The sequence below is a fragment of the Sphingobacteriales bacterium genome (assembly GCA_016711285.1).
In the GTDB taxonomy this organism is placed as follows: domain Bacteria; phylum Bacteroidota; class Bacteroidia; order Chitinophagales; family UBA2359; genus JADJTG01.
Genome location: JADJTG010000013.1, coordinates 266,629 through 287,511, shown reverse-complemented (window position 1 = coordinate 287,511; position 20,883 = coordinate 266,629). Strand labels below are relative to the sequence as shown.

Sequence of the window (20,883 nt, the reverse complement as noted above, 5' to 3'; positions counted from 1 at the left end):
TATGTTCTTTCTCTTCGCATCTCTGCGTCTTTGCGGTTAGTATCTTTTTTACCGCTAAGGCGCAAAGGCGCAGAGTTATTTTTTTTTAATATAATAACGGAACTAATTAACCGCATCTTTTTCAACGCACCAAATTTAGGAGTCGTTTTTTTGTCATTGTTTTGTAAAAGTTTTTTTGTGGCACAGAAAACATACATTTCATTCCTTTCAAAAATAACCGCTCACCCGCAAGGAAAAACGACCAGTATATACTAAAATAGATTTTTATGGCTAATTTCGCCTGTCCTTTTTTAACAAAAAAATCTTATGAAACCCTCCATACCCAGCGGCACACGCGATTTTGCACCGGAGCAGGTCGCCAAACGCCAATACATCATCAACACCATTCGCCGCGCTTATGAGCGATATGGTTTTTTGCCCTTGGAAACACCCGCAATGGAAAATCTAAGTACATTGAGCGGCAAATACGGCGACGAAGGCGACCAGCTTTTGTTTAAAATTCTCAACTCCGGCGATTTTTTGGCAAAATGCCCCGAAGCAGTTATGGAGGAAAAAAACGCCAAAAAATTGCTGCCTCACATCAGCGACAAAGGTTTGCGCTACGACCTCACCGTACCTTTTGCACGCTTTGTGGTAATGAACCGCGAACAACTCGCTTTTCCTTTCAAACGCTACCAAATACAACCGGTGTGGCGTGCCGACCGTCCGCAAAAAGGACGCTACCGCGAGTTTTATCAATGCGATGGCGACATCATCGGCACAGACAGCCTACTCTGCGAAATGGAACTCATCGCCATTATTCAGGAAGTGTTCGGGGAATTAGGTATTCAAGATTTTAGTATAAAAATCAACCACCGCAAAATTCTCGAAGGCGTAGCGGAAGTGTGCGGCGCAAAAGACAATTTTCAGGAATTTACAGTGGCGGTGGATAAATTGGATAAAATAGGGTTTGACGGCGTATGCGCCGAATTACAAGCACGCGGCATCGACACACACAGCGACTCATTACAACATTTTATACAACTCGCCGCAGACTCACCCGTCGAAGTATGCCGCCAACTCAAAAACCTGCTCGCCTCCTCCGAAACAGCCCAAGCGGGTTTGGCAGATATGGAACAACTGCTGCAATATCTGAACTACGCCAAAGGCGAAGCGGCGCATCAAAATATCGCTTTAGATCCGCTGCTGGCACGCGGCTTGAGCTACTACACAGGTGTAGTATTGGAAACCGTACCCACTTCGGTAAAGTTAGGAACAGTAGTCGGCGGCGGCAGATACGACAACCTCACGGGCATTTTCGGTTGGCAGGGTATGTCGGGCGTGGGTATGTCGTTTGGTTTAGACAGAATTTATGATTTAATGGAAGCTCTGGGCATTTTTGGGGAAAAAGATTTTTTCAGTAGTCGTCTGCTCATTTTGGCTTTTGAAGAAAACGCACTGCCCTTTGCCATTCGCACGGTGCAGTCGGTGCGTCAGGCGGGCATTGCCGCCGAGTTGTACCCCGAATTGGTAAGCGGCAAAAAACTCAAAAAAGCGATGAACTATGCCAACGATAAAAAAATTCCACATGTAATATTCATCGGCAGCAACGAAATGCAAAGCGGCACTTTTACACTCAAAAACATGGAAAGCGGCGAGCAACGCGATATGCGGGCAGATGAATTATTGAGTTTTTTTGGGGTAAAATAAAAAAAAGCACCGCACTACTGCTCCCGCAACACCTGAATCAGATGACAAGCGGCGATGGCTGCCGTTTCGGTGCGTAGGCGGCTACCGCCCAACGATACCCGCTCAAAGCCGCAAGCCTCACAAGCCGCCACTTCTGCCTCTGTGAAGTCGCCTTCGGGACCGATGAGCACACACACAGGGAGCGGAGCGACATAGCAACTTTTGAGATGTGGCGGTGGCGGCGTTTCAATATAAGCGATAAAACGCTGCTCCGCTTCGGAAGAGGGCAAAGCACCATTTCCGTGCTGCCGAAGAAAAGCAGCCAAATCAAGGGCGGGTTGTATGAGGGGCAAATGATATTTGAGCGATTGTTTCATGGCAGCGGCGGCAATTTTTTGGAGGCGTTCCAATTTAATATGCTGGCGCAATTCGCAGCGTTGCGTGAGCAAAGGCGTAATATGGGTAACGCCAAATTCGGTACATTTTTCCACCAACCATTCAAAGCGGTCTAAATTTTTAGTAGGCGCAACAGCGATATGCAAAAAAGGCGGCGGTGCTGTATTTTTTACCCCCAACACACGAAACAAACAACGCTCGTAGGTAATTTGAGTAATCTGAACCTCATACAAATTTCCTTTGCCATCAGTAACATGTAGCAAATCGCCTGCATTTTTGCGCAATACTTTGGCAGCGTGACGCGCTTCTTCGCTATCCAAAAAAAGGCTGCCCTTGTCAATATCCGCCTGATAAAATAATTGCATCTGAAAAAAAAATTCCGCTGCAAAATAACACAAAGAATTTTGCAGCGGAAACAAAAAATAATGATGAATAAATATTTCGCCTCTTTTTTGAAGAAGGGAGTATATAAAAATACAAATCAATACAAAAGAACAAAAGAAAACTGCGTCTCTTTTTTCTCGCTCATTACACGCCCAACATCAAGCGGATAGGGTCTTCGAGCAATTCTTTTACACGCACCAAAAACGAAACCGCCTCTTTGCCGTCAATAATACGGTGGTCGTAGCTGAGAGCCAAATACATCATCGGGCGCACTTTTATTTCGCCGTTGATAACCATAGGGCGGTCTTGAATTTTGTGCATACCCAAAATAGCGGTTTGCGGTGCATTGATGATAGGCGTAGAAAGCAAAGAACCGAATACACCGCCATTGCTGATGGTAAATGTACCGCCCTCCATATCATCAAGTCCGAGTTTATTGTCGCGTCCGCGCACGGCAAGTTCTCCGATAGCTTTTTCTATTTGCTCCAAATTCATAGCGTGTGCGTTGCGCACCACCGGTGTCACCAAGCCGCGCGGCGTAGAAACGGCAACGCTGATGTCCACAAAATCGTGATACACAATATCATCGCCATTGATTTGAGCATTAACGGGCGGAAATTCCAACAAAGCCACACAACAGGCTTTGGTAAAAAACGACATAAAGCCCAGCCCGACCTGATGTTTTTCTTTGAAAATATCTTTGTATTTGGCACGAACAGCCATAATTTCTGTCAAGTCCACTTCATTGAAAGTGGTGAGCATGGCAGTGGTATTTTTAGCTTCTACCAAATGTGCGGCGATAGTACGGCGCAGACGGCTCATTTTTTCGCGGCGTACAGCTCTGTTGTCGTTGGCAGCAGGCGGCGGCGTTGCTTTGCTGTCGGCAGGCGGTGGCGCAGGCGTATTATTTTTTTGTTCTATGGCTTTTTGTGCATCTTCTTTGGTAATGCGCCCGTCTTTTCCGGTTCCCTGTACCACTGTCACCTGATTTTCGGCGATGAGCTTGGCAGCAGCCGGCGATGGATGCCCACCGGCATAGTTGCTGCCTCCCGAAACGGCAGGGGGTGGGGCAGGAGCAGTTGGCGGCGGCGCGGCGGGGCTGTCGGCTTTGGGCGAAGCAGCGGCAGATGCAGCAGCAGTATCAATAGTAGCCAGCAAGGCACCGATACCCAAATCACTGCCTGTTGCAGCAATAATTTTGATTTTACCCGCTTTTTCGGCGGGCAGTTCCATAGAGGCTTTATCAGACTCCAGTTCGCAGAGGCTTTGGTCTATTTGTACCATATCGCCGTCTTTTACTAACCAAGAGGCAAGTGTTACTTCATTTACCGATTCGCCCACCGAAGGCACTTTTACTTCTATTATCATAATGATATATTGAAATTACAAGATAAAAAAAACTTAAATCTGTGTATGTTATATTGTCAGTTTACAGGATAAAAATTGATGTAAAATAAAAAATATGCGGTACAAACCGATTTAATCCCAGCGATTGGCAGTAGAAAGTGCATAATTTCCGCCGCCTGTAAAAAACAAAGCCAATGCACCGAACAAATACAAACCCGCCAACTCTACGCCCCAGCCGCCGTGTTCGCCTACTGTAAAAATGTCGGAGGCATGCGCCAAACATTCCTTTGATGCCCTCAATACCGTGCGTTATTTTGGCAATACCATGCAAAAGCATCATCAACCCCAAAGAAATGCGCAAAATGAGCAAGCCAAGCGAAGTATTTTGTAAAGACATAAAAAGTTGTTTTTTTTATTTTAAAAATTTTAAAAATCTAATTTCTCAAAGGCTTACCGCTTGTGAGAATACTTTGTATGCGTTCTAATGTTTTGCGTTCGGTGAGCAAGGATAAGAAAGTTTCGCGTTCCAAATCCAGCAAATATTGTTCCGATACCAAAGTAGGCTGCGACAAATCGCCGCCGCACATCACATACGCCAATTTTTTGGCAATGTGTGCATCGTATTCCGAAATAAAATTACCTGCTTTCATTTGCTCAATACCTACTATCAAAGAACCGAGTGCTTGTCTGCCCAATACCTTGATGTCGGTGCGCGGTGTAGGAGCGGTGTAGCCTGCATTGTAGAGTTCCAATACTGCCTCTTTCGCATCAGCCAACTGCCGACTCAAATTGAGCGTAACCGTATCTTTGCCGGCTTGCATAATACCCAAATCGTAGGCTTCGTAGGCAGAGGTGGCAACTTCGGCTTTACCGATGGTGAGCAAATATTTTTGCAAAGTCGGAATTTCAATATCGCCTTCAAAATACCTGTCCGAAGCCCGCAATACAAACTCTTTTGTACCGCCGCCACCCGGAATTACCCCTACACCTACTTCTACCAAACCAATGTAGGTTTCGGCAGCCGCCACAATGCGGTCGCAGTGCATAGAGAGTTCGCAACCGCCGCCGAGTGTCAAGCCGTGCGGAGCAGCCACGGTAGGCACATTGCAAAAGCGCAGACGCATCATTGTATTTTGGAACATACGAATAGCAATATCCAACTCATCAAACTCCTGCTCTAAGGCAAACATATAAATCAAGCCCAAATTAGCTCCTGCCGAAAAAGTCTGTGAATCATTACCAATGACCAAACCTTTCCAGCCTTCTTGTTCGGCGATGTCTATGGCTGTGTTGATACCTTCGAGCACTTCGCCGCCGATGGCATTCATTTTGGTATGAAACTCCAAGCACAAAACACCATCTCCGATGTCGTGGAGGGTGCCGCCGCTATTGCTCCACACCGATTTTTGGGCGCGGAAATTATCCAGCATAATCAAAGCCTCTGTTCCGGCAATGGCTTCGTATTGTTGGGTAGCAGGCTGATAGCAAAAACGTTTGCCGTTTTCGGATTTATAAAAAGAAGAAATTCCTTTTGCTAGCATCTCTTGCACCCAAGCGGCGGGAGCATTTCCGTTGTCGCTCATTTTTTTGACGGTTTTTTCCACACCCAACACGTCCCACAGTTCAAAAGGTCCTAATTCCCAACCGAAGCCTGCACGCATGGCATCATCTATTTGATACAAATGGTCGGCAATTTCGGGAATACGAAAACTACAATATTGAAATACCTGATATGCCAATTTATTTAAAAACTCTGCGGCTTTGTCGCCTGCGCCGTGCAACACTTTGAGTCGCTCGCGCAAATTTTCAATGGGTTTGGCGGCTTCTACGGCAGCAAATTTGGTTTTGGCTTCCGTTTCATATTCCATTGTTTTGAGGTTGAGTGCCTTGATGATGCTCTTTCCTTTCTCATCGCGGTCTTTTTTGAAAAATCCCTGTTTTGTTTTATCACCCAACCATTTGTTCTCTTCCATTTTTTTCAAATAATCGGGCAATAAGAAAATATCGCGGGCTTCGTCATTTGCGCCACTATCGTATAAGCCTTTGGCAACTTTGATAAGCGTATCCAAACCCACCACATCGGCGGTGCGGAAAGTAGCCGACTTCGGACGACCGGCGATAGTGCCTGTGAGTGAATCTACCTGTGTAGGGGTCATATCCATTTCGCCCATCAGCTTAAAAGTAGCCATCATACCGAATACGCCGATACGATTGGCGATAAAGCCGGGGGTATCTTTGCACAGCACGGTGGTTTTTCCCAAAAACAAATCGCCGTAGTGCATCAAAAAATCTACAACTTCGGGACGCGTGTCGGGAGTGGGGATAATTTCGAGCAGGCGCAAATAGCGCGGCGGATTAAAAAAGTGTGTGCCGCAAAAATTAGCTTTAAAATCATCGCTGCGTCCTTGAGCGAGCAAATGAATAGGAATACCGGAAGTATTAGAGGTAATAAGCGTACCGGCGCGGCGGTGTTGTTCTACCTTTGCATACAATTGCTGTTTGATGTCCAAACGCTCTACTACGGCTTCCAGCACCCAGTCACAATTTTTTATTTTGGACAAATCATCATCAAAGTTACCGGTTTGGATACGCGAAGCGAATTTTTTATGATACAAAGCCGCCGGATTAGCTTTAAAAGTAGCTTGCAAAGACTCATTAACAATGCGATTGCGGGCGGCGGGTTTATTTTTTTCTTCTTCTTTTAAATCATTCGGAACAATATCCAACAACAATACTTCGCAGCCGATATTGGCAAAATGACAGGCAATACGGCTGCCCATAACGCCCGAACCCAAAACGGCTACTTTTTTAATAATACGATGAGATGTTGCCATGATACAAAATGTGTTGTTTGTGTATTTTAAATTTACTTAATTTTAATAATAAGGAAAAAACAGGTTTTATTATAAAAGAAAAACAGAATTTGTGAAGGATACGCTACTTTTGCAGCAATATGTTTGCACATTTTTCATTTCTTTATCCAAAATAATGCACAAAAATAGAAAAATGTTCATACAATTCGGCTTTTAAATAAATAATAGTTTGAACAATTATATTGAGTTGTTTATTATGTAAAGTCTTTATTTTTTTTGAGTTATTTTTATAAAAACTACCTCTGCCTATGTTGGTTTGCAGCAGTAGAATTTGTTTTTTATTATTTTATATTTTTTTGATGTTACCGTATTCCCGTATATGCGCTCAACACCAATACGGCACTTTGGCGGCGCAAGCGATGGTAGTGTCGGCACACCCCGAAGCCTCTCGCGTAGGAGTTGATATACTAAAAAAAGGCGGCAATGCCATAGATGCCGCTGTAGCCGTACAAATGGCGTTGGCGGTGGTATATCCACAGGCAGGCAACATAGGCGGTGGCGGTTTTTTGATATACCGTAGTGCCAAAGGCGAAGCGTTTTGTCTTGATTTTCGCGAAACAGCCCCCGCCGCCGTACACCGCGATATGTATTTGGATAGCAATGGAAATATAATTCCTCAGTTGAGTATAGACGGGCATTTGGCGGCAGGTGTGCCGGGCACGGTGGACGGTTGCATTGCCATGCACGAGCGTTTTGGGACATTACCTTGGGCAGATTTAATACAGCCCGCCGTTGATTTGGCACGAAATGGCTTTGTACTTACCGAAAAAGAAGCGGGATTTATCAATAAAGAAAAAGCCCTTTTTGAACGCCTCAACCGTTTCAACTATTTTCAAAAAATCGGCGAGTGGGCAGCAGACGACACGATACACTTAGAAGATTTAGCGGGTACTTTAGCGCGTATTCGCGATGGAGGCAGAGCCGGTTTTTATGCAGGACAAACGGCAGCTTTGCTGCTGGCAGAAATGCAATACGGCGGAGGCATCATCACACAAGCCGATTTGGACAACTATCATTCTGTATGGCGCACTCCTTTGCGCGGCAGCTACAAAAATATGTCGCTTATCACGATGCCGCCGCCTTCAAGTGGTGGTATTTGTTTGCTTCAAATTCTGCACATGTTGGAAAATCAACCGCTGCAACAATGGGGCTTACACAGCACTGCCGCCGTACACGCCATCGCAGAAGCCGAAAGGCGTGCTTATGCCGACCGTGCCACTTATATGGGCGACCCCGATTTTGTGCGTGTTCCGCAAAAATCTTTGTTAAATATTCAATATTTAAAAGAGCGTTTTGCTTCCTTTAATCCCGAACAAGCCACACCTTCGGAGCATATACAAGCGGGCACACTGCACGCCGAAAGCGAAGAAACCACACATATTTCTATTATAGATACCGAAGGAAATGCAATTTCGCTAACCACTACACTCAACAGTCGTTTTGGCAACAAAGTATTTGTGCAGGGGGCGGGGTTTCTATTGAACAACGAAATGGACGATTTCAGTGCAAAATCCAACACACCGAACCAATTTGGTTTGATAGCCAACAGCAACGCCAATACGATTGAACCAAACAAGCGCATGTTGAGTTCGATGACACCCACCATTGCAGAAAAAGATGGAAAAGTATATATGGTGTTGGGTGCGCCGGGTGGTGCTACGATTATTACATCGGTATTGCAGACATTATTAAATGTAGAAGAATTTGGTTTGAGCATGCAAGAGGCGGTGGCGTTGCCGCGTTTTCATCATCAATGGAAGCCCGACCAGATTTTTTTGGAAACGGACACTTTTTCGGAGCAGCAGCGTGCGGCTTTGGAGGCATTGGGACATAGGCTCAAAGAGCGCGAACCTATCGGCAGGGTAGAAGCCATTTTGCGGCGCGATGATGGCACTTTAGAGGGCGGAGCCGACCCGCGTGGAGATGATTCGGCACAAGGTTTTTGAGATAATGATGTGTGGTTTTTTGAGTAAAATTATACACCTTCTGCAACTGAAAAGGATTATAAGTTCAACAAAAAAACAACTACACAACGTTTTCATCAGACTTATCGTTTCTTGAATAATTTTGTATCAATCCTTTTTCTATTTCTATACTTCTTATTCGTTCATACCGATATATCCATAATACAATACCAACAGGCAAAGAACCTTCCTGCTGTGCTACATTCAGGATTAAATTAAATATTTTATAGCTCATTTTTACATCAATGCCCCTTGGAACTTTGGCTTTATCAAGAAACGACCTAAGAATAAGGAGGTGTTTATTTTTACAACTCTCCTTAAATCTTACGATGGCTCTTTGCTCGGCTTCATTCGGTTTGTCCTTGAAATACAACATTTTTCCTGCTTTTACAAAGTCTCCTTTCTTCAGGTATAATTCCCCCATTTTTATACGAAGATGATTGTTCCAAAAATATTGTTTAAAATAGCCGTTTAATTTTATAATGGCTTCATCAACCGAGGGAGCATTTTCAGTAATTTTTTCTATTATTTCTGATATATCTTTCTGAGGTTTCATATTTCAATGGTTTGTGGTGATTTTTTATTTGTTTCTATTAACAAATGATACGAGATACTGCCATGATGCCTACAAATCATTTTTATATGCAGGAATTTGAAACAGTTTTTATACTTCTCTGTATTTACGAATCTACATCATTTATTCAAAAGCTAAAAAAAATTCAGTATAAAGCAAATAAGACATACGCGACATTATTTTTTATTCAGATGCTTTTATTTTCAAATAAGAAATTGTTGAATTTTCGTGTAATTTTACCCATATTTTTCAGAAACAAATTATCACACTTTTTATCCATATCATAAAAAAATGCTGAAAAGAACCAAAATCAGCGGCATCGGGCATTATGTACCTGAGCGTGTAATCAGCAATGCCGACCTCGAACAGATGATGGACACCACCGATGCGTGGATACGCGAACGCACCGGTATTGAGCAACGCCGCTGGGCAGTGGCAGGTCAGGAAACAACGGCATCAATGGCAACGGCAGCAGCCCGCCGCGCGCTGGAAAATGCCGGACTGACACCGGAAGATGTAGATTTTATCATTGTAGCCACTATTAGCCCCGACCACTACTTCCCCGGAACGGGCGTGCTGGTGCAACACCAACTCGGCATTCGCGAAATAGGTGCGTTGGACGTGCGCAACCAATGTTCGGGTTTTGTGTATGCACTGTCGGTAGGCGACCAATTTGTGAAAGCAGGCACATACAAAACAGTGTTGGTAATCGGCAGCGAATTACACAGTCACGGCTTAGAAAAAACAACACGCGGGCGCAATGTGTCGGTGATTTTCGGCGATGGGGCGGCGGCGGTAGTGCTGCAAGCCTCCGACAACGACAGCGGCATCTTATCCACACATTTACATGCACAGGGAGCATTTGCCGAAGAGCTGATGGTAAAAGACCCGGGCAACCTAAGTGCGGCACGCTACCCTGTCGAGGGTGAAGCATTGCCCGAAAGCTATTATCCGTATATGAACGGCAACTTAGTATTCAAGCACGCCGTAGTGCGCTTTGAGGAGGTCATCAACGAAGCATTGGCACACAACGGTTTGCAGGCAACCGATATAGATTTACTTGTGCCGCATCAAGCCAATTATCGCATTATTCAGTTTTTGCAGCGCAAAATGAACCTGCCCGAAGAAAAAGTAGTGAGCAATATACAACAATACGGAAACACTACAGCGGCATCTATTCCATTGGCGTTAAGTCAAGCTCATCAAACAGGACGCTTACAAAAAGGGAACTTAGTATGTTTGGCTGCTTTTGGAAGCGGATTCACTTGGGCATCGGCTTTGTTAAGATGGTAAAGAAACTAAGATTATAAATTTTTAACACTTTATAAACTTTTTAGCACGATTTTAGTCAAAGCACACTCGGCAAGTATTGATAATTCTTTAGTAACTTTGCACTTTGGGAATTTTCACTTTTTTATATTTTTCAAAAAAAACACAAAAACAATTTTTTACATGAAAAAAATATTTCTTTCGCTGGCACTCTTGTGCGGGGTTGTGTTGTGGAGTTCATTTGCGGCGGCACAAAAGGCTGACGGAGACGGCGGCACTGCTACCACAGCAGGTATTCGTTGGATGAGCATTGAAGAAGCGGTGGCAGCTTCGCAGAAAAACCCTAAAAAAATTATGGTGGACGTATATACCGATTGGTGCGGCTGGTGCAAAAAAATGGACAAAACCACATTTGTTCACCCCACGATAGTAGAGTATGTAAATGCCAACTATTATGCCGTAAAATTAGATGCCGAACAAAAAACGCCCATCAAATTGGGTGAAGAAACTTTTGAGTATGTGCAAGGCAGTAACGGCAGAGGCTACAACCAATTTGCAGCCACCTTACTCAATGGCAGAATGAGTTTTCCGACTTTGGTGTTTCTGGGCGAAGATTTAAGCAATTTGAGCATTGCACCGGGTTTCAAAGAGCCGGATATGATGGATAAAATACTACATTATTTCGCCGAGAATCATCACCAAACCACCCCTTGGGCAGATTTTGACAAAAGTTTTCAATCCAAAATTGCGATGCCCGAAAAGCAAACACCCGTTTTGCAGGTAACACCCAGCAATAAATAATTGCATTGAGTAGATAAAAATTTTAAAGAAAAACCTCCTTTGCTGCAATATGCACTAAAGGAGGTTTTTTTGCAGACATTCATCATAATTTTGTCATTTCACGCATTATAGACTTTTCTATTTTTTTTATTCTTTATCTTAGCAGCTTATTATGCGCCGCCTTACTTTATTAGATAAGCTGTTCTTTTACCTCAATATTCCTGTGGCAATCCTTTTGGGCATTTCACAGGCGGCATTATATGTCAATCCGTCCGGAAAATTTTGGTGGGTGGCAGTAGCAGGATTAGCTTATCCGTATTTATTTTTTGCGAATTTGATATTTATAATATTTTGGTTACTCAAGTTTCGTTTGCTTCCTTTGCTATTGTCGTTGGGAGTGATGATTGGGGGCAGGCAGAATTTTCAATATACCTTTGCCACAGCTACAACACAATTATCCGAAAAAGATGGGGCGCAGAAGGCGGAAACAGAAAATTCGGCTTCATTAAAAGTTATGACGTATAACGTAGAAAATTTTGATTTGTACAACTGGACAGAAAATAGCACTTCAAGAGACTCTATGCTGCAACTGATACGGCACGAAAACCCCGATATTATTTTTTTTCAGGAGTTTTTTACAGATGAAGACGAAAAAGGAAATTTCAACAATGTCAAAAAAATTACCAACGATTTAGGCTATCCCTACCATCGTTTCGAAAAAACACTCACTTTGGAAAATACGAAACACTGGGGACTGGCAACTTTTTCAAAATACCCGATTATCAGTGGAGACAGTTTCAAGAAACAGTTTCCGAAAAGCCTCAATTTAATTACTTATTGTGTAGTAGAAGTAGCCAAAGGATTGCGTTTTCAATTGTTCAATTCTCATTTACAATCGTATCGTTTGGGGCAAAAAGATTATAAATATTTAGAAAAAATATCTAAAATAGAAAATATAGATTTAAAAGGGTCTAAGTCTATTTTAATAAAACTGCGCGATGCTTTTCGTCTCAGAAGTGCTCAGGTACATACATTGGCTGAAAATATAGAGTCTTCGCCGTATCCGGTAATTGTGTGTGGCGATTTCAACGACACCCCCAACTCTTTTGCCTATCATACTTTGCGGCAAAAAAAACTCAAAGACGCTTTTTTGGAATGTGGCGCAGGTATGGGCGGCACTTACAATGGTCCCTTGCCCTCCTTTCGTATTGATTATATTTTACACGATAAATCTTTTGAGACAAAAAGTTTTAAAATAATAGAAAAAGGGAAATCTGACCATTTTCCGGTAGTAGCCGTTTTGCATTATGATTCCAAAAAGCAATAGTTTTTTATTATAAGCACATAAATGAACAGGAATTTTTTTTATATCTTAATTTTTGCTGTTTTAGCGGCGGCAGCCTATTTTTTTATTGCCCGCCGTCATACTTCCACGCTCTCGGTTTCGGGCGATTCCGTTGCTATTACAGATACTGCTGCCATTCAAAAAATCGTCATCTCCGACAAAGAAGGCACACTGACCTTACAGCGCGAAAAAGAGGGTCGCTGGTCGGTAAACAAGCGTTATTATGTGGCAGCACCCACTATCAAAAGCACACTGAGCACTTTGTATCGCCTACATATATACAGCCCTTTGGCGCAAAGTGCCCTAAATACCGCACAAAACTCGCTGCAAAAAAACGCCCGCACTGTTGCCGTTTTTGACGATGCCACCGCCAGTGAGCCGCTTCGCCGCTTCGCGTTGCTGGGTCTCAACAACAGCAAGCAAGGCAACATTGCCCAAATAGACGGACAAGCTCCCTGTTTGGTGCATATTCCGGGTTTTGAAGGCGATATAAGAGCAAATTTTAATACCGACATCACACTGTGGCGCGACCGCAGCGTATTTCATATAAGCCCCGAAGCGATTGCTTCCGTACAAATAGAATATCCGGCTATGCCACAATATTCTTTTTCGTTTCAGCCCGCTGCCAAAGATTCTTTTATCATACAGCCCTTGTCGGCACAAACACCGCCATTGCCCGCCGTTGCGATGAATATGCTGGCAGCCAACAATTTTTTCAAGTCGATACCAACGCTTCAGATAGAAGCATTTGAAAACGAGTATATCCGCAAAGATTCGGTATTGGCAAGTGCGCCGTTTTGCATTATATCCGTAAAAGACACGGCACAACAGCAACAACAACTAACATTATGGTACAAGCCCATCAACGAGCGCAGCAAAACACTGACCGACCGACAAGGCAATCCGCTTCGCTTCGATTTAGACCGTTTTTTTGCACAACTCAACGAAAAGCGCGACTTTGCCATCGTTCAAAACTATCATTTTCAGCCGATTTTGGTAACATACCCTTCGTTTTTTATAAAAAATTCGCCTTAACAACTCCAAATATTGAGGTTTTTTATTGATTTTTCAATATTTTACAACGTTACATTATCATTCTCATTAACTTTGCAAAGTTTTTTGAAGATGGATTGTTTGTGCAATGAAAAAAATACTTTTATTAATATTAACGCTGAACATGGTTCAGCTCTTTTCCCAAAATTTAGTTCCCAACGCCGGTTTTGAGTCAAGCAGTGGTTGTCCTGCTGCCGAAGGCGATTTCCAAAACATGTGCAATTCTTGGTGGATGATTAATTCTGTGGATTATTTTAATGCTTGCGGCAATAGTGGTTTCAACAGCAATACAGCAAATCAATACGGAATTGAAACGCCCGCCGAAGGACAGGCATACGCAGGATTAAAGTTGTATTTGGTAGATACGAGCACTACAAACAATTACCGCGAATTTCCGCAGGTACAGTTAAGTCAGCCGCTCCAAGCCGGCGAAGATTATTGTGTGTCGTTCAAAATCAGTTTGGCAGATAAAGCGCGTTGGGCAGTAGGTGAGTTTCATGTATATTTTACCAACAATGTAGTAAGTTTGCCTTCCAACAATTATTATCCGGCAAATATTACTCCGAGTTTGGTTATTTCTTCTGATTCGGTATTCAAAACCACAGATGGCTGGGAACTGATCGGTGCACGCTACACTGCACAAGGCGGCGAGCAATATATGTTGATTGGTAATTTTTATGATGACGAAAACACCGACAACCCCACCGAAATTGCCAACGGCACTGAGCCAACGGCTTATTATTATATTGATGAAGTAGATGTGCATTTGAATGACGGAATTGCCACCGTGAATATATCCGACTCCGACACGCTCACTTTGTGCAGCGAAGGTAGTTTGGTATTAAATGCAGGAGCGGGATATAAAAAATATACTTGGCAAGACGGCAGCACCCAGCAAACGTATCAGGTGCGCTCAGAAGGAATGTATCGCGTAACGATTGAAGATTTATGCGGCAACAAAGCCAGCGATCAGGTGTATGTCGTCAAAAAAGATTGTCAGGCGGGTTGTTTGATATTCCCGAAAGCCTTTTCGCCTGATGGCGATGCCATGAACCCCACATTCAGAGGTTTAGGCACTTGCGCTGTTGAAAATTATACCCTCAAAATTTTTAATCGCTGGGGGGCACTCATTTATGAAACCAACGACAATAGTATCGGCTGGGACGGCACGATGGAAGGCGGCGAAAACGCTCCTGTGGGCAGTTATATGTGGATAGCGAATTACAAAGACCTTGAAAACAATTTTGAAGTAAAAAACTACGGCGGGGTTGTTTTAATACGATAATCTTCTTTCTGTGCGTTATAAAAAACGCTTATTGAGTTTATTTTGAAAAAAAAATACATTCCTTTTATTGTTGTAGGCTGCGTGCTGTTTTTTGACCAACTCGTCAAGTTTTGGATAAAAACGCACATGTTCATCGGTCAGGAGTTTTATATTTTGGGCGATTGGTTTCGTATTCATTTCATTGAAAACGAAGGAATGGCTTTTGGCGTAACTTTAGGCGGCAACTACGGCAAACTGCTGCTCACGGTTTTTCGGATATTAATGGTATTTTTTATTGGCTACCTCATTCGTCAGTTGCTGCAACGCTCGGCATCGGCGAGTATATTATTGAGTTTTTCGCTCATTTTTGCGGGAGCTTTGGGCAATATTATAGATAGTATTTTTTATGGCGTATTGTTCAGCGAAAGTTCTTTCCATGCACGCAATATCGCCGAATTTTTGCCCAAAGGCGGTGGCTATGCCCCTTTATTTCACGGAAAAGTGGTAGATATGCTGTATTTTCCGCTTTACGAAGGATTTTTACCCGCTTGGATTCCGTTTGTAGGCGGCGACTTTTTTGTTTTCTTCCGTCCGGTGTTCAATATCGCCGATGCCGCTATTTCGGTAGGTGTCGCCGTTATTTTATTGTTCCAACGCCACCTTATTTTCTCCGACGAATTAGAACCCTCCGAACACGAAGCAAAACCACACTATACCACACCAAACGATACTGACGACAATCCCCCGCCGCAAACATAAAAAACAGCTTATCTTTTTAACGCGCCCAAAAATCCTTTTTTTACATGCTAAAAGACGTAAAAATATCCAGTCTCCACGAAAACGAAAAAGCGATTTTGGTGGGGCTTATTTATAAAGAGCAAACCGAACCCATCTTAGACGAGTACCTGAAAGAACTGACTTTTCTTGCCGATACTGCGGGGGCAAGCACAGTAAAAACTTTTAAACAACGGCTCCCTTATCCCGATAAAGCCACCTTTATAGGCAAAGGCAAAGTACAGGAAATAAAAGACTACATAGAAACTCACGAAATAGATTTGGTAATTTTTGATGATGACATTTCGCCTTCGCAACAAAACAATTTAGAGCGCGAACTCAAGCGCAAAGTCATTGATCGCAGCCTTTTGATTATTGATATTTTCGCCAAACGCGCCCGCAGCGCACAAGCCAAAGCACAAGTAGAGCTAGCGCAACTACAATATTTATTGCCGCGTTTGCGGGGTTTGTGGACACACTTAGAACGCCAGCAGGGGGGTATCGGTATGCGTGGTCCCGGCGAAAAAGAAATAGAAACCGACCGCCGCATCGTAAACGAAAAAATCAGCCGCCTCAAAGAGCGACTCACCGATATTGACCGCCAAAACTTTACCCAACGCCGCCAACGCGAACAATTGGTGCGCATAGCTTTGGTGGGCTACACCAACGTGGGCAAATCCACACTGCTCAACACCCTTGCCAAAACAGAAGTATTCGCCGAAGACAAACTATTTGCCACTTTGGATACTACCGTGCGCAAACTCACTATTGAGCAGCAACCTTTTTTGTTGTCGGATACCGTGGGTTTTATTCGCAAGTTGCCGCATAATCTGATTGAAAGTTTTAAATCAACGCTTGATGAAGTGCGCGAAAGCGACATTTTGTTGCATGTGGTGGATATTTCGCACCCGCACTACGAAGACCAGATAGCGGTAGTAAAAAAGACATTGGAAGAACTAAAAGTAGCGCACAAACCCACTTTGTTGATATGCAACAAATTCGATGCTTTTGAAAGCACTTATTTTGATCCCTACATCAAAGACGAAGACCGCCTGATGGTGCTGGAAGAATTTAAACAAAAGCTGCGCAGCCGCTATGAAGAAGATGTTATTTTCATTTCGGCATTGAAAAAAGAAAATTTAGAGGAGTTGCGCCATAAAATTGTAGAAATGATAGTGAAAATCAGGGCAAAAACTGCTTATTAACAGCAGATAAACCACAAGATTAAACGAAAAAATATAGTATTTCTCAAACTATACGATAGTTTATTTTATACTCCCTCACTCCCCCAAAATCAAAATTTATACTACTTCAATAATCTCCAAAATTAAGGCTCAAACAGCGTGAGTTGTGGTCGGAACTTTCATCTGTCAGAACCCTGATTTTTGGGATTAAGGGATTGGCAGGATTTTTTGTTGCCCACCACTTTGACAAAGTTCAAAAATTTGTCAAAGTTAAAAAGAAGTAAGCTAACCGAGTTCAGAAGTAAGCTAACCGAGTTCAGAAGTAAGCTAACCGAGTTCAGAAGTAGGGGGGGGGTACTTATATAGGTAGGGGGGGGTACCTATGGGGGTACCCCCCCCCACCCCCTCCGCTACCCCCTCCCACAATAGGTGCAACAATAAAGAGTGATTGATATTTGCCTTATAAATAAGGGGTTTTTGAGAAAACAACCGCCCGCCGCCGCCTACTTTTGGGTGGAGTAGCGCACCCTACCCTAAAAAAACGCCTCCGACCTAAGCAGCAGGCACAAAAACAGCCCTACCACTCCCCAAAATACCGCCGGACGCTGTTTTTAAACAAAAAAAACGAGGAGCACTTTCAACAGTACCCCCCGTTTTTTGCGATGGACTCCACCTACCACTTCGCCCCCACAGGCGCAAACTCGGCATTTTGGGCGCGGGCTTCGGGCGGCGGTGCAAATAATGCCCATACTATAAGTGGCAGCAGGTAAGTAGTGTGCAGCAACAATAATAATCGGTGTTTCATAGTTTTTTTAATTTAGAAAATAATATATTTTTAAAGTGGCGGTACAATAATGTTGCTTTATGGCTGAATTACAATTTTGGCAATAGAGTAATAATTTTTGCTTTGAAAAATAACCCAATACATACCTTGCGGCAATGTGGGCAAATCTAATGCGGATACACCTTTATAGACAGGTTGATGAAAAACCGCTACCCCTTGCAAATTATTGATGGTGATGCTTCCTTCTTCAAAAAGGTGATTTTCGCAATATAGCCGCTTATCCCGCACAAGGCTCGGAAAAATACGAGGCATCGCTTCACCTGTTGCATTGTCGTTGAAGCCTACATTTGTATAATCGCAATCAGTAATGTTCCAAAAGGGCAAAGTAACCTGAATTTCATTGTCTTGGTAGCAATGTAAAGAAGGTAGAAAATAGTCAGTTCCGCAAAAATAAAAAGGAAAGAAATCGGTAGCACTTCCCATAAATGAATCTATACTTCCTATATGAATATAAACAGGTGTTGGACCACAATTTGCATCAATACCTGTTGCAGTTACATATAAGCGTTTAGAAAATATACCTTCTGTTATTTCTACAGATTTTACAGAATCTACTTGTATTTTTATAGTATCTAATTCATTCGGTATCTTACTATACCAAAATTCACCTTTATTTTTATTAAAATCAAAGAGGGTATAAAATTCACCGTTGAAATAACGCTCTACCACGCCGTTTTCAATGTGCAAATAAGCATTGTGATAGCCTTTAATCATACGGCAGCTTTTGCCTTCAATGAGCGTGTCGCCTACTGCTTCAGAATGTACCGACCAAAAAGTATAACCATAGGGAGGTCCTACATAATGTTGCATATAAGACCACTTCGCCCCCACAGGCGCAAACTCGGCATTTTGGGCGCGGGCTTCGGGTGGCGATATGACGATAAATACCCATATTTTTAAAAATAATAACATTGCCCTAAATGTGAACGGGAAAGAAACCCGCAATTTCTTTCCAAATAAAATTCGTGTTGTCATTTTATGTGTTTTTTCAATGGTTAATGAATAATTTATGATATTGAACGGTGTTGTTTTTTGATGGTATTGCCACTATATAAAAGCCGATGGGCAAGTGCGAAGTTTCTATCCTGCAATCCGTATCTCTGCATAAGCACTCCTCTATTTTTGAGCCGTCTTTTGCATACAATACTATATTTTGCAGGGGAGTGTCGCTATGAACGGTGGTGTATTGGTGAGCAGGATTTGGAAATAAATAGGCAGCAGTGTCGTCATAATCATCTATTCCTACATAAAAATAGAAAGCATCGCAGGACATTTCGTTAGGCATATAAAAAGTGGAAGGGAACTGATACAAAGGATAAGTAATATTACTTTCCTCATCTTCGTAACAATGCACATAAGTTTGAGAAGGTACATCTACAAATCCAGCTTCTATAAAAGGATAAAAGTATGGATAACCACCCACTTTATCATCTATCCAGTCCCAAAAATAAAAATCGAAATCATTTTGATCATTTTCATCTATGTACAACCAATTATGGCTTACATATTGTCGCCGTGTTGTTTGCCCATCAATAGTGATGTAAGCGATAGAATCTACTTTAAAACGCACTTCACCAATAATAGAATCATTGGGAGTGGATAGGTAAAACTTATCCAATAAATACCACGACCATTCATCGCCCACCTGCGCATTTACTCTATATAGAGGATAAAATTTATTTTTGGCTAAATAAAGAATGGTGTCACCCTTTTGTTGAATTATTTTTGGGTTGTAGTACGGATGCGGGGTGCCTGATAGCAAATAGAAGCGTAAAATGGTAGCATTTTCCTCGTTAATGAGTGTGGTGTCTTTTTCTGCAACTTGAAGGTAATGGTAGTAGTTTGCTGGTTTACCCATAGTGCTGGGTTGTACTGAAAGCAGGTTCCACTTCGCGCCAATGGGCGCAAACTCGGCATTTTGGGCGCGGGCTTCGGGCGGCGGTGCAAATAATGCCCATACTATAAGTGGCAGCAGCCACTTCATTCCTCGTCTATCGGGCAAAGGGAAAGTATTAAATAGTTGAAGTGTGTTCATCATTGAAAAATTTCCTTTTAGGTTAGTGGTTTATAAAAAATTGAACTTTTACAATTTACAAAACTTAAGTGTGGAGACAGAATTTTGATATTTCAGCACAATAAAATACATACCTGCCGTTAGGTTGGCAATGTCAATATCACTGCCTTGTTTATCTATTGTTCCATTATCATATATATTGCCGAGCACATCAAACAGTTGATAATAAGAAGCATTGTGCAGAGGCGGGGGAGTGATGTGCAGTGTATTGTCATTGAGCGAGTAGGAAAAATCTTGCGAGATACTTGTTTCTTCGCCCAATATGAGTTCGCAGGCTGCATCGCTTGTGTGGTGATAAAACGTATTATTGTATTCGTAGCAGCGAAGTTCATCTATTGGAGAATGAAAAAATATTGGGCATTGTTGAGTTCCTCCCGTTTCAACAGGCAAAAAATTATACAAAGAACCAATACCCTCTATTGCGGAGGCAGTAATCTGTCCAAAACCAAGCGTAAAAGTTCCTGAGCAGGTGAAATACAAAATTTTACGCTCAACTCCGTTGATTAAAACAGTTCCTATGCTATCCACTGTGGCAAAACTCGGTTCATAATTTTCATAACAAGCATTTTTTTCAGCAATTTGCCACGAAGTACCCACCTGAGCATCAAAATCTATTAATGTTTGAAATTCCCAATTAGGAGCACTGCACCACTGGATTTCTTCTCCATTTTGATGAATATAAAAACTATAAACGTCCCCTTCGTGTAAAGTATTGAGAGGCAGTAAGTAATAATAATATATCATTTCTATTTTCTTACAGGCTTTGTTGCTGATAAGTGTATCCTTTACTGATTCAAAAATTTTGTATCCTAATATATCAAGATTACCGCCACCATACCACCACTTCGCCCCCACAGGCGCAAACTCGGCATTTTGGGCGCGAGCTTCGGGCGGCAATAATACAAATATCCACACTGCCGATAGCAGCAACCAACGAGAGAATAATAAAAAGTATTGAGTGTTCATAAGGAAAAATTGATAATTTAGAATATCGTCTTTTATGTTCTTTCTCTTTGCGGCTCTGCGGCTTTGCGGTTAGTAGCTTTTTTCACCGCTAAGACGCTAAGGCGCGAAGTTGTTTTTTTTTATG

Annotated in this window: 16 protein-coding genes and 1 pseudogene; 9 read left to right on the top strand and 8 right to left on the bottom strand. The window is 42.6% G+C overall.

The annotated features are described in order from the left end of the window. The first annotated feature begins 306 nt into the window (after positions 1-306). On the top strand, positions 307-1,689 hold the full coding sequence (locus IPL35_10605; protein MBK8443818.1) for a histidine--tRNA ligase: 1,383 nt from the start codon (positions 307-309) through the stop codon (positions 1,687-1,689). Between the two features lie 14 nt (positions 1,690-1,703). Here IPL35_10605 and IPL35_10600 read toward each other — a convergent pair whose 3' ends face one another. The 4 genes and pseudogenes from IPL35_10600 to IPL35_10585 form a co-directional block, all read right to left on the bottom strand. Then, a complete protein-coding gene (locus tag IPL35_10600; protein MBK8443817.1) occupies positions 1,704-2,429 on the bottom strand; it encodes a 16S rRNA (uracil(1498)-N(3))-methyltransferase in 726 nt (241 codons plus the stop codon). A gap of 163 nt (positions 2,430-2,592) precedes the next feature. Continuing rightward, complete coding sequence (gene odhB / locus IPL35_10595) at positions 2,593-3,816, bottom strand: 2-oxoglutarate dehydrogenase complex dihydrolipoyllysine-residue succinyltransferase (GenBank protein MBK8443816.1); 1,224 nt, start codon at positions 3,814-3,816, stop codon at positions 2,593-2,595. Between the two features lie 111 nt (positions 3,817-3,927). After that, a pseudogene (locus IPL35_10590) lies at positions 3,928-4,192 on the bottom strand (DoxX family membrane protein). A 37-nt stretch (positions 4,193-4,229) separates the two neighbouring features. After that, positions 4,230-6,629, bottom strand: a complete 2,400-nt coding sequence (locus IPL35_10585; GenBank protein MBK8443815.1) for an enoyl-CoA hydratase/isomerase family protein — start codon at positions 6,627-6,629, stop codon at positions 4,230-4,232. A gap of 398 nt (positions 6,630-7,027) precedes the next feature. Between IPL35_10585 and ggt the strand changes: the two genes are divergently transcribed. Further along, complete coding sequence (gene ggt / locus IPL35_10580) at positions 7,028-8,614, top strand: gamma-glutamyltransferase (GenBank protein ID MBK8443814.1); 1,587 nt, start codon at positions 7,028-7,030, stop codon at positions 8,612-8,614. Positions 8,615-8,693: 79 nt separating this feature from the next. On the opposite strand, the gene IPL35_10575 is transcribed toward ggt, so the two are convergent. Continuing rightward, entirely contained in the window at positions 8,694-9,188 is a 495-nt protein-coding gene (locus IPL35_10575) for a hypothetical protein (protein MBK8443813.1), read from the bottom strand. A gap of 312 nt (positions 9,189-9,500) precedes the next feature. Between IPL35_10575 and IPL35_10570 the strand changes: the two genes are divergently transcribed. From IPL35_10570 to hflX, 7 genes are all read left to right on the top strand, one after another. Continuing rightward, positions 9,501-10,499: a ketoacyl-ACP synthase III gene (locus IPL35_10570; protein ID MBK8443812.1), complete on the top strand. Its 999-nt coding sequence runs from the start codon at positions 9,501-9,503 to the stop codon at positions 10,497-10,499. Between the two features lie 159 nt (positions 10,500-10,658). Then, positions 10,659-11,276 (top strand): DUF255 domain-containing protein, encoded by a 618-nt coding sequence (locus IPL35_10565; GenBank protein ID MBK8443811.1) that lies wholly within the window; start codon positions 10,659-10,661, stop codon positions 11,274-11,276. A gap of 151 nt (positions 11,277-11,427) precedes the next feature. Then, complete coding sequence (locus IPL35_10560) at positions 11,428-12,582, top strand: endonuclease/exonuclease/phosphatase family protein (GenBank protein MBK8443810.1); 1,155 nt, start codon at positions 11,428-11,430, stop codon at positions 12,580-12,582. 21 nt (positions 12,583-12,603) lie between these two features. Further along, positions 12,604-13,635 carry a hypothetical protein gene (locus tag IPL35_10555; GenBank protein MBK8443809.1) on the top strand — a complete coding sequence of 344 codons (1,032 nt, stop codon included), beginning with the start codon at positions 12,604-12,606 and terminating at the stop codon, positions 13,633-13,635. 106 nt (positions 13,636-13,741) lie between these two features. Next, positions 13,742-14,938: a gliding motility-associated C-terminal domain-containing protein gene (locus IPL35_10550; protein ID MBK8443808.1), complete on the top strand. Its 1,197-nt coding sequence runs from the start codon at positions 13,742-13,744 to the stop codon at positions 14,936-14,938. Between the two features lie 42 nt (positions 14,939-14,980). Next, a complete protein-coding gene (locus IPL35_10545) occupies positions 14,981-15,676 on the top strand; it encodes a lipoprotein signal peptidase (GenBank protein ID MBK8443807.1) in 696 nt (231 codons plus the stop codon). Between the two features lie 44 nt (positions 15,677-15,720). Beyond that, positions 15,721-16,896: a GTPase HflX gene (hflX, locus tag IPL35_10540; GenBank protein ID MBK8443806.1), complete on the top strand. Its 1,176-nt coding sequence runs from the start codon at positions 15,721-15,723 to the stop codon at positions 16,894-16,896. A gap of 841 nt (positions 16,897-17,737) precedes the next feature. Here the strand turns inward: hflX and IPL35_10535 are convergent. The 3 genes from IPL35_10535 to IPL35_10525 all read right to left on the bottom strand — a co-directional run bounded on the left by IPL35_10535 (position 17,738) and on the right by IPL35_10525 (position 20,759). Then, positions 17,738-18,631 carry a T9SS type A sorting domain-containing protein gene (locus tag IPL35_10535; protein ID MBK8443805.1) on the bottom strand — a complete coding sequence of 298 codons (894 nt, stop codon included), beginning with the start codon at positions 18,629-18,631 and terminating at the stop codon, positions 17,738-17,740. Positions 18,632-18,707: 76 nt separating this feature from the next. Continuing rightward, a complete protein-coding gene (locus IPL35_10530; GenBank protein ID MBK8443804.1) occupies positions 18,708-19,757 on the bottom strand; it encodes a hypothetical protein in 1,050 nt (349 codons plus the stop codon). 45 nt (positions 19,758-19,802) lie between these two features. Then, positions 19,803-20,759, bottom strand: a complete 957-nt coding sequence (locus tag IPL35_10525; GenBank protein MBK8443803.1) for a T9SS type A sorting domain-containing protein — start codon at positions 20,757-20,759, stop codon at positions 19,803-19,805. Positions 20,760-20,883 lie beyond the last annotated feature (124 nt).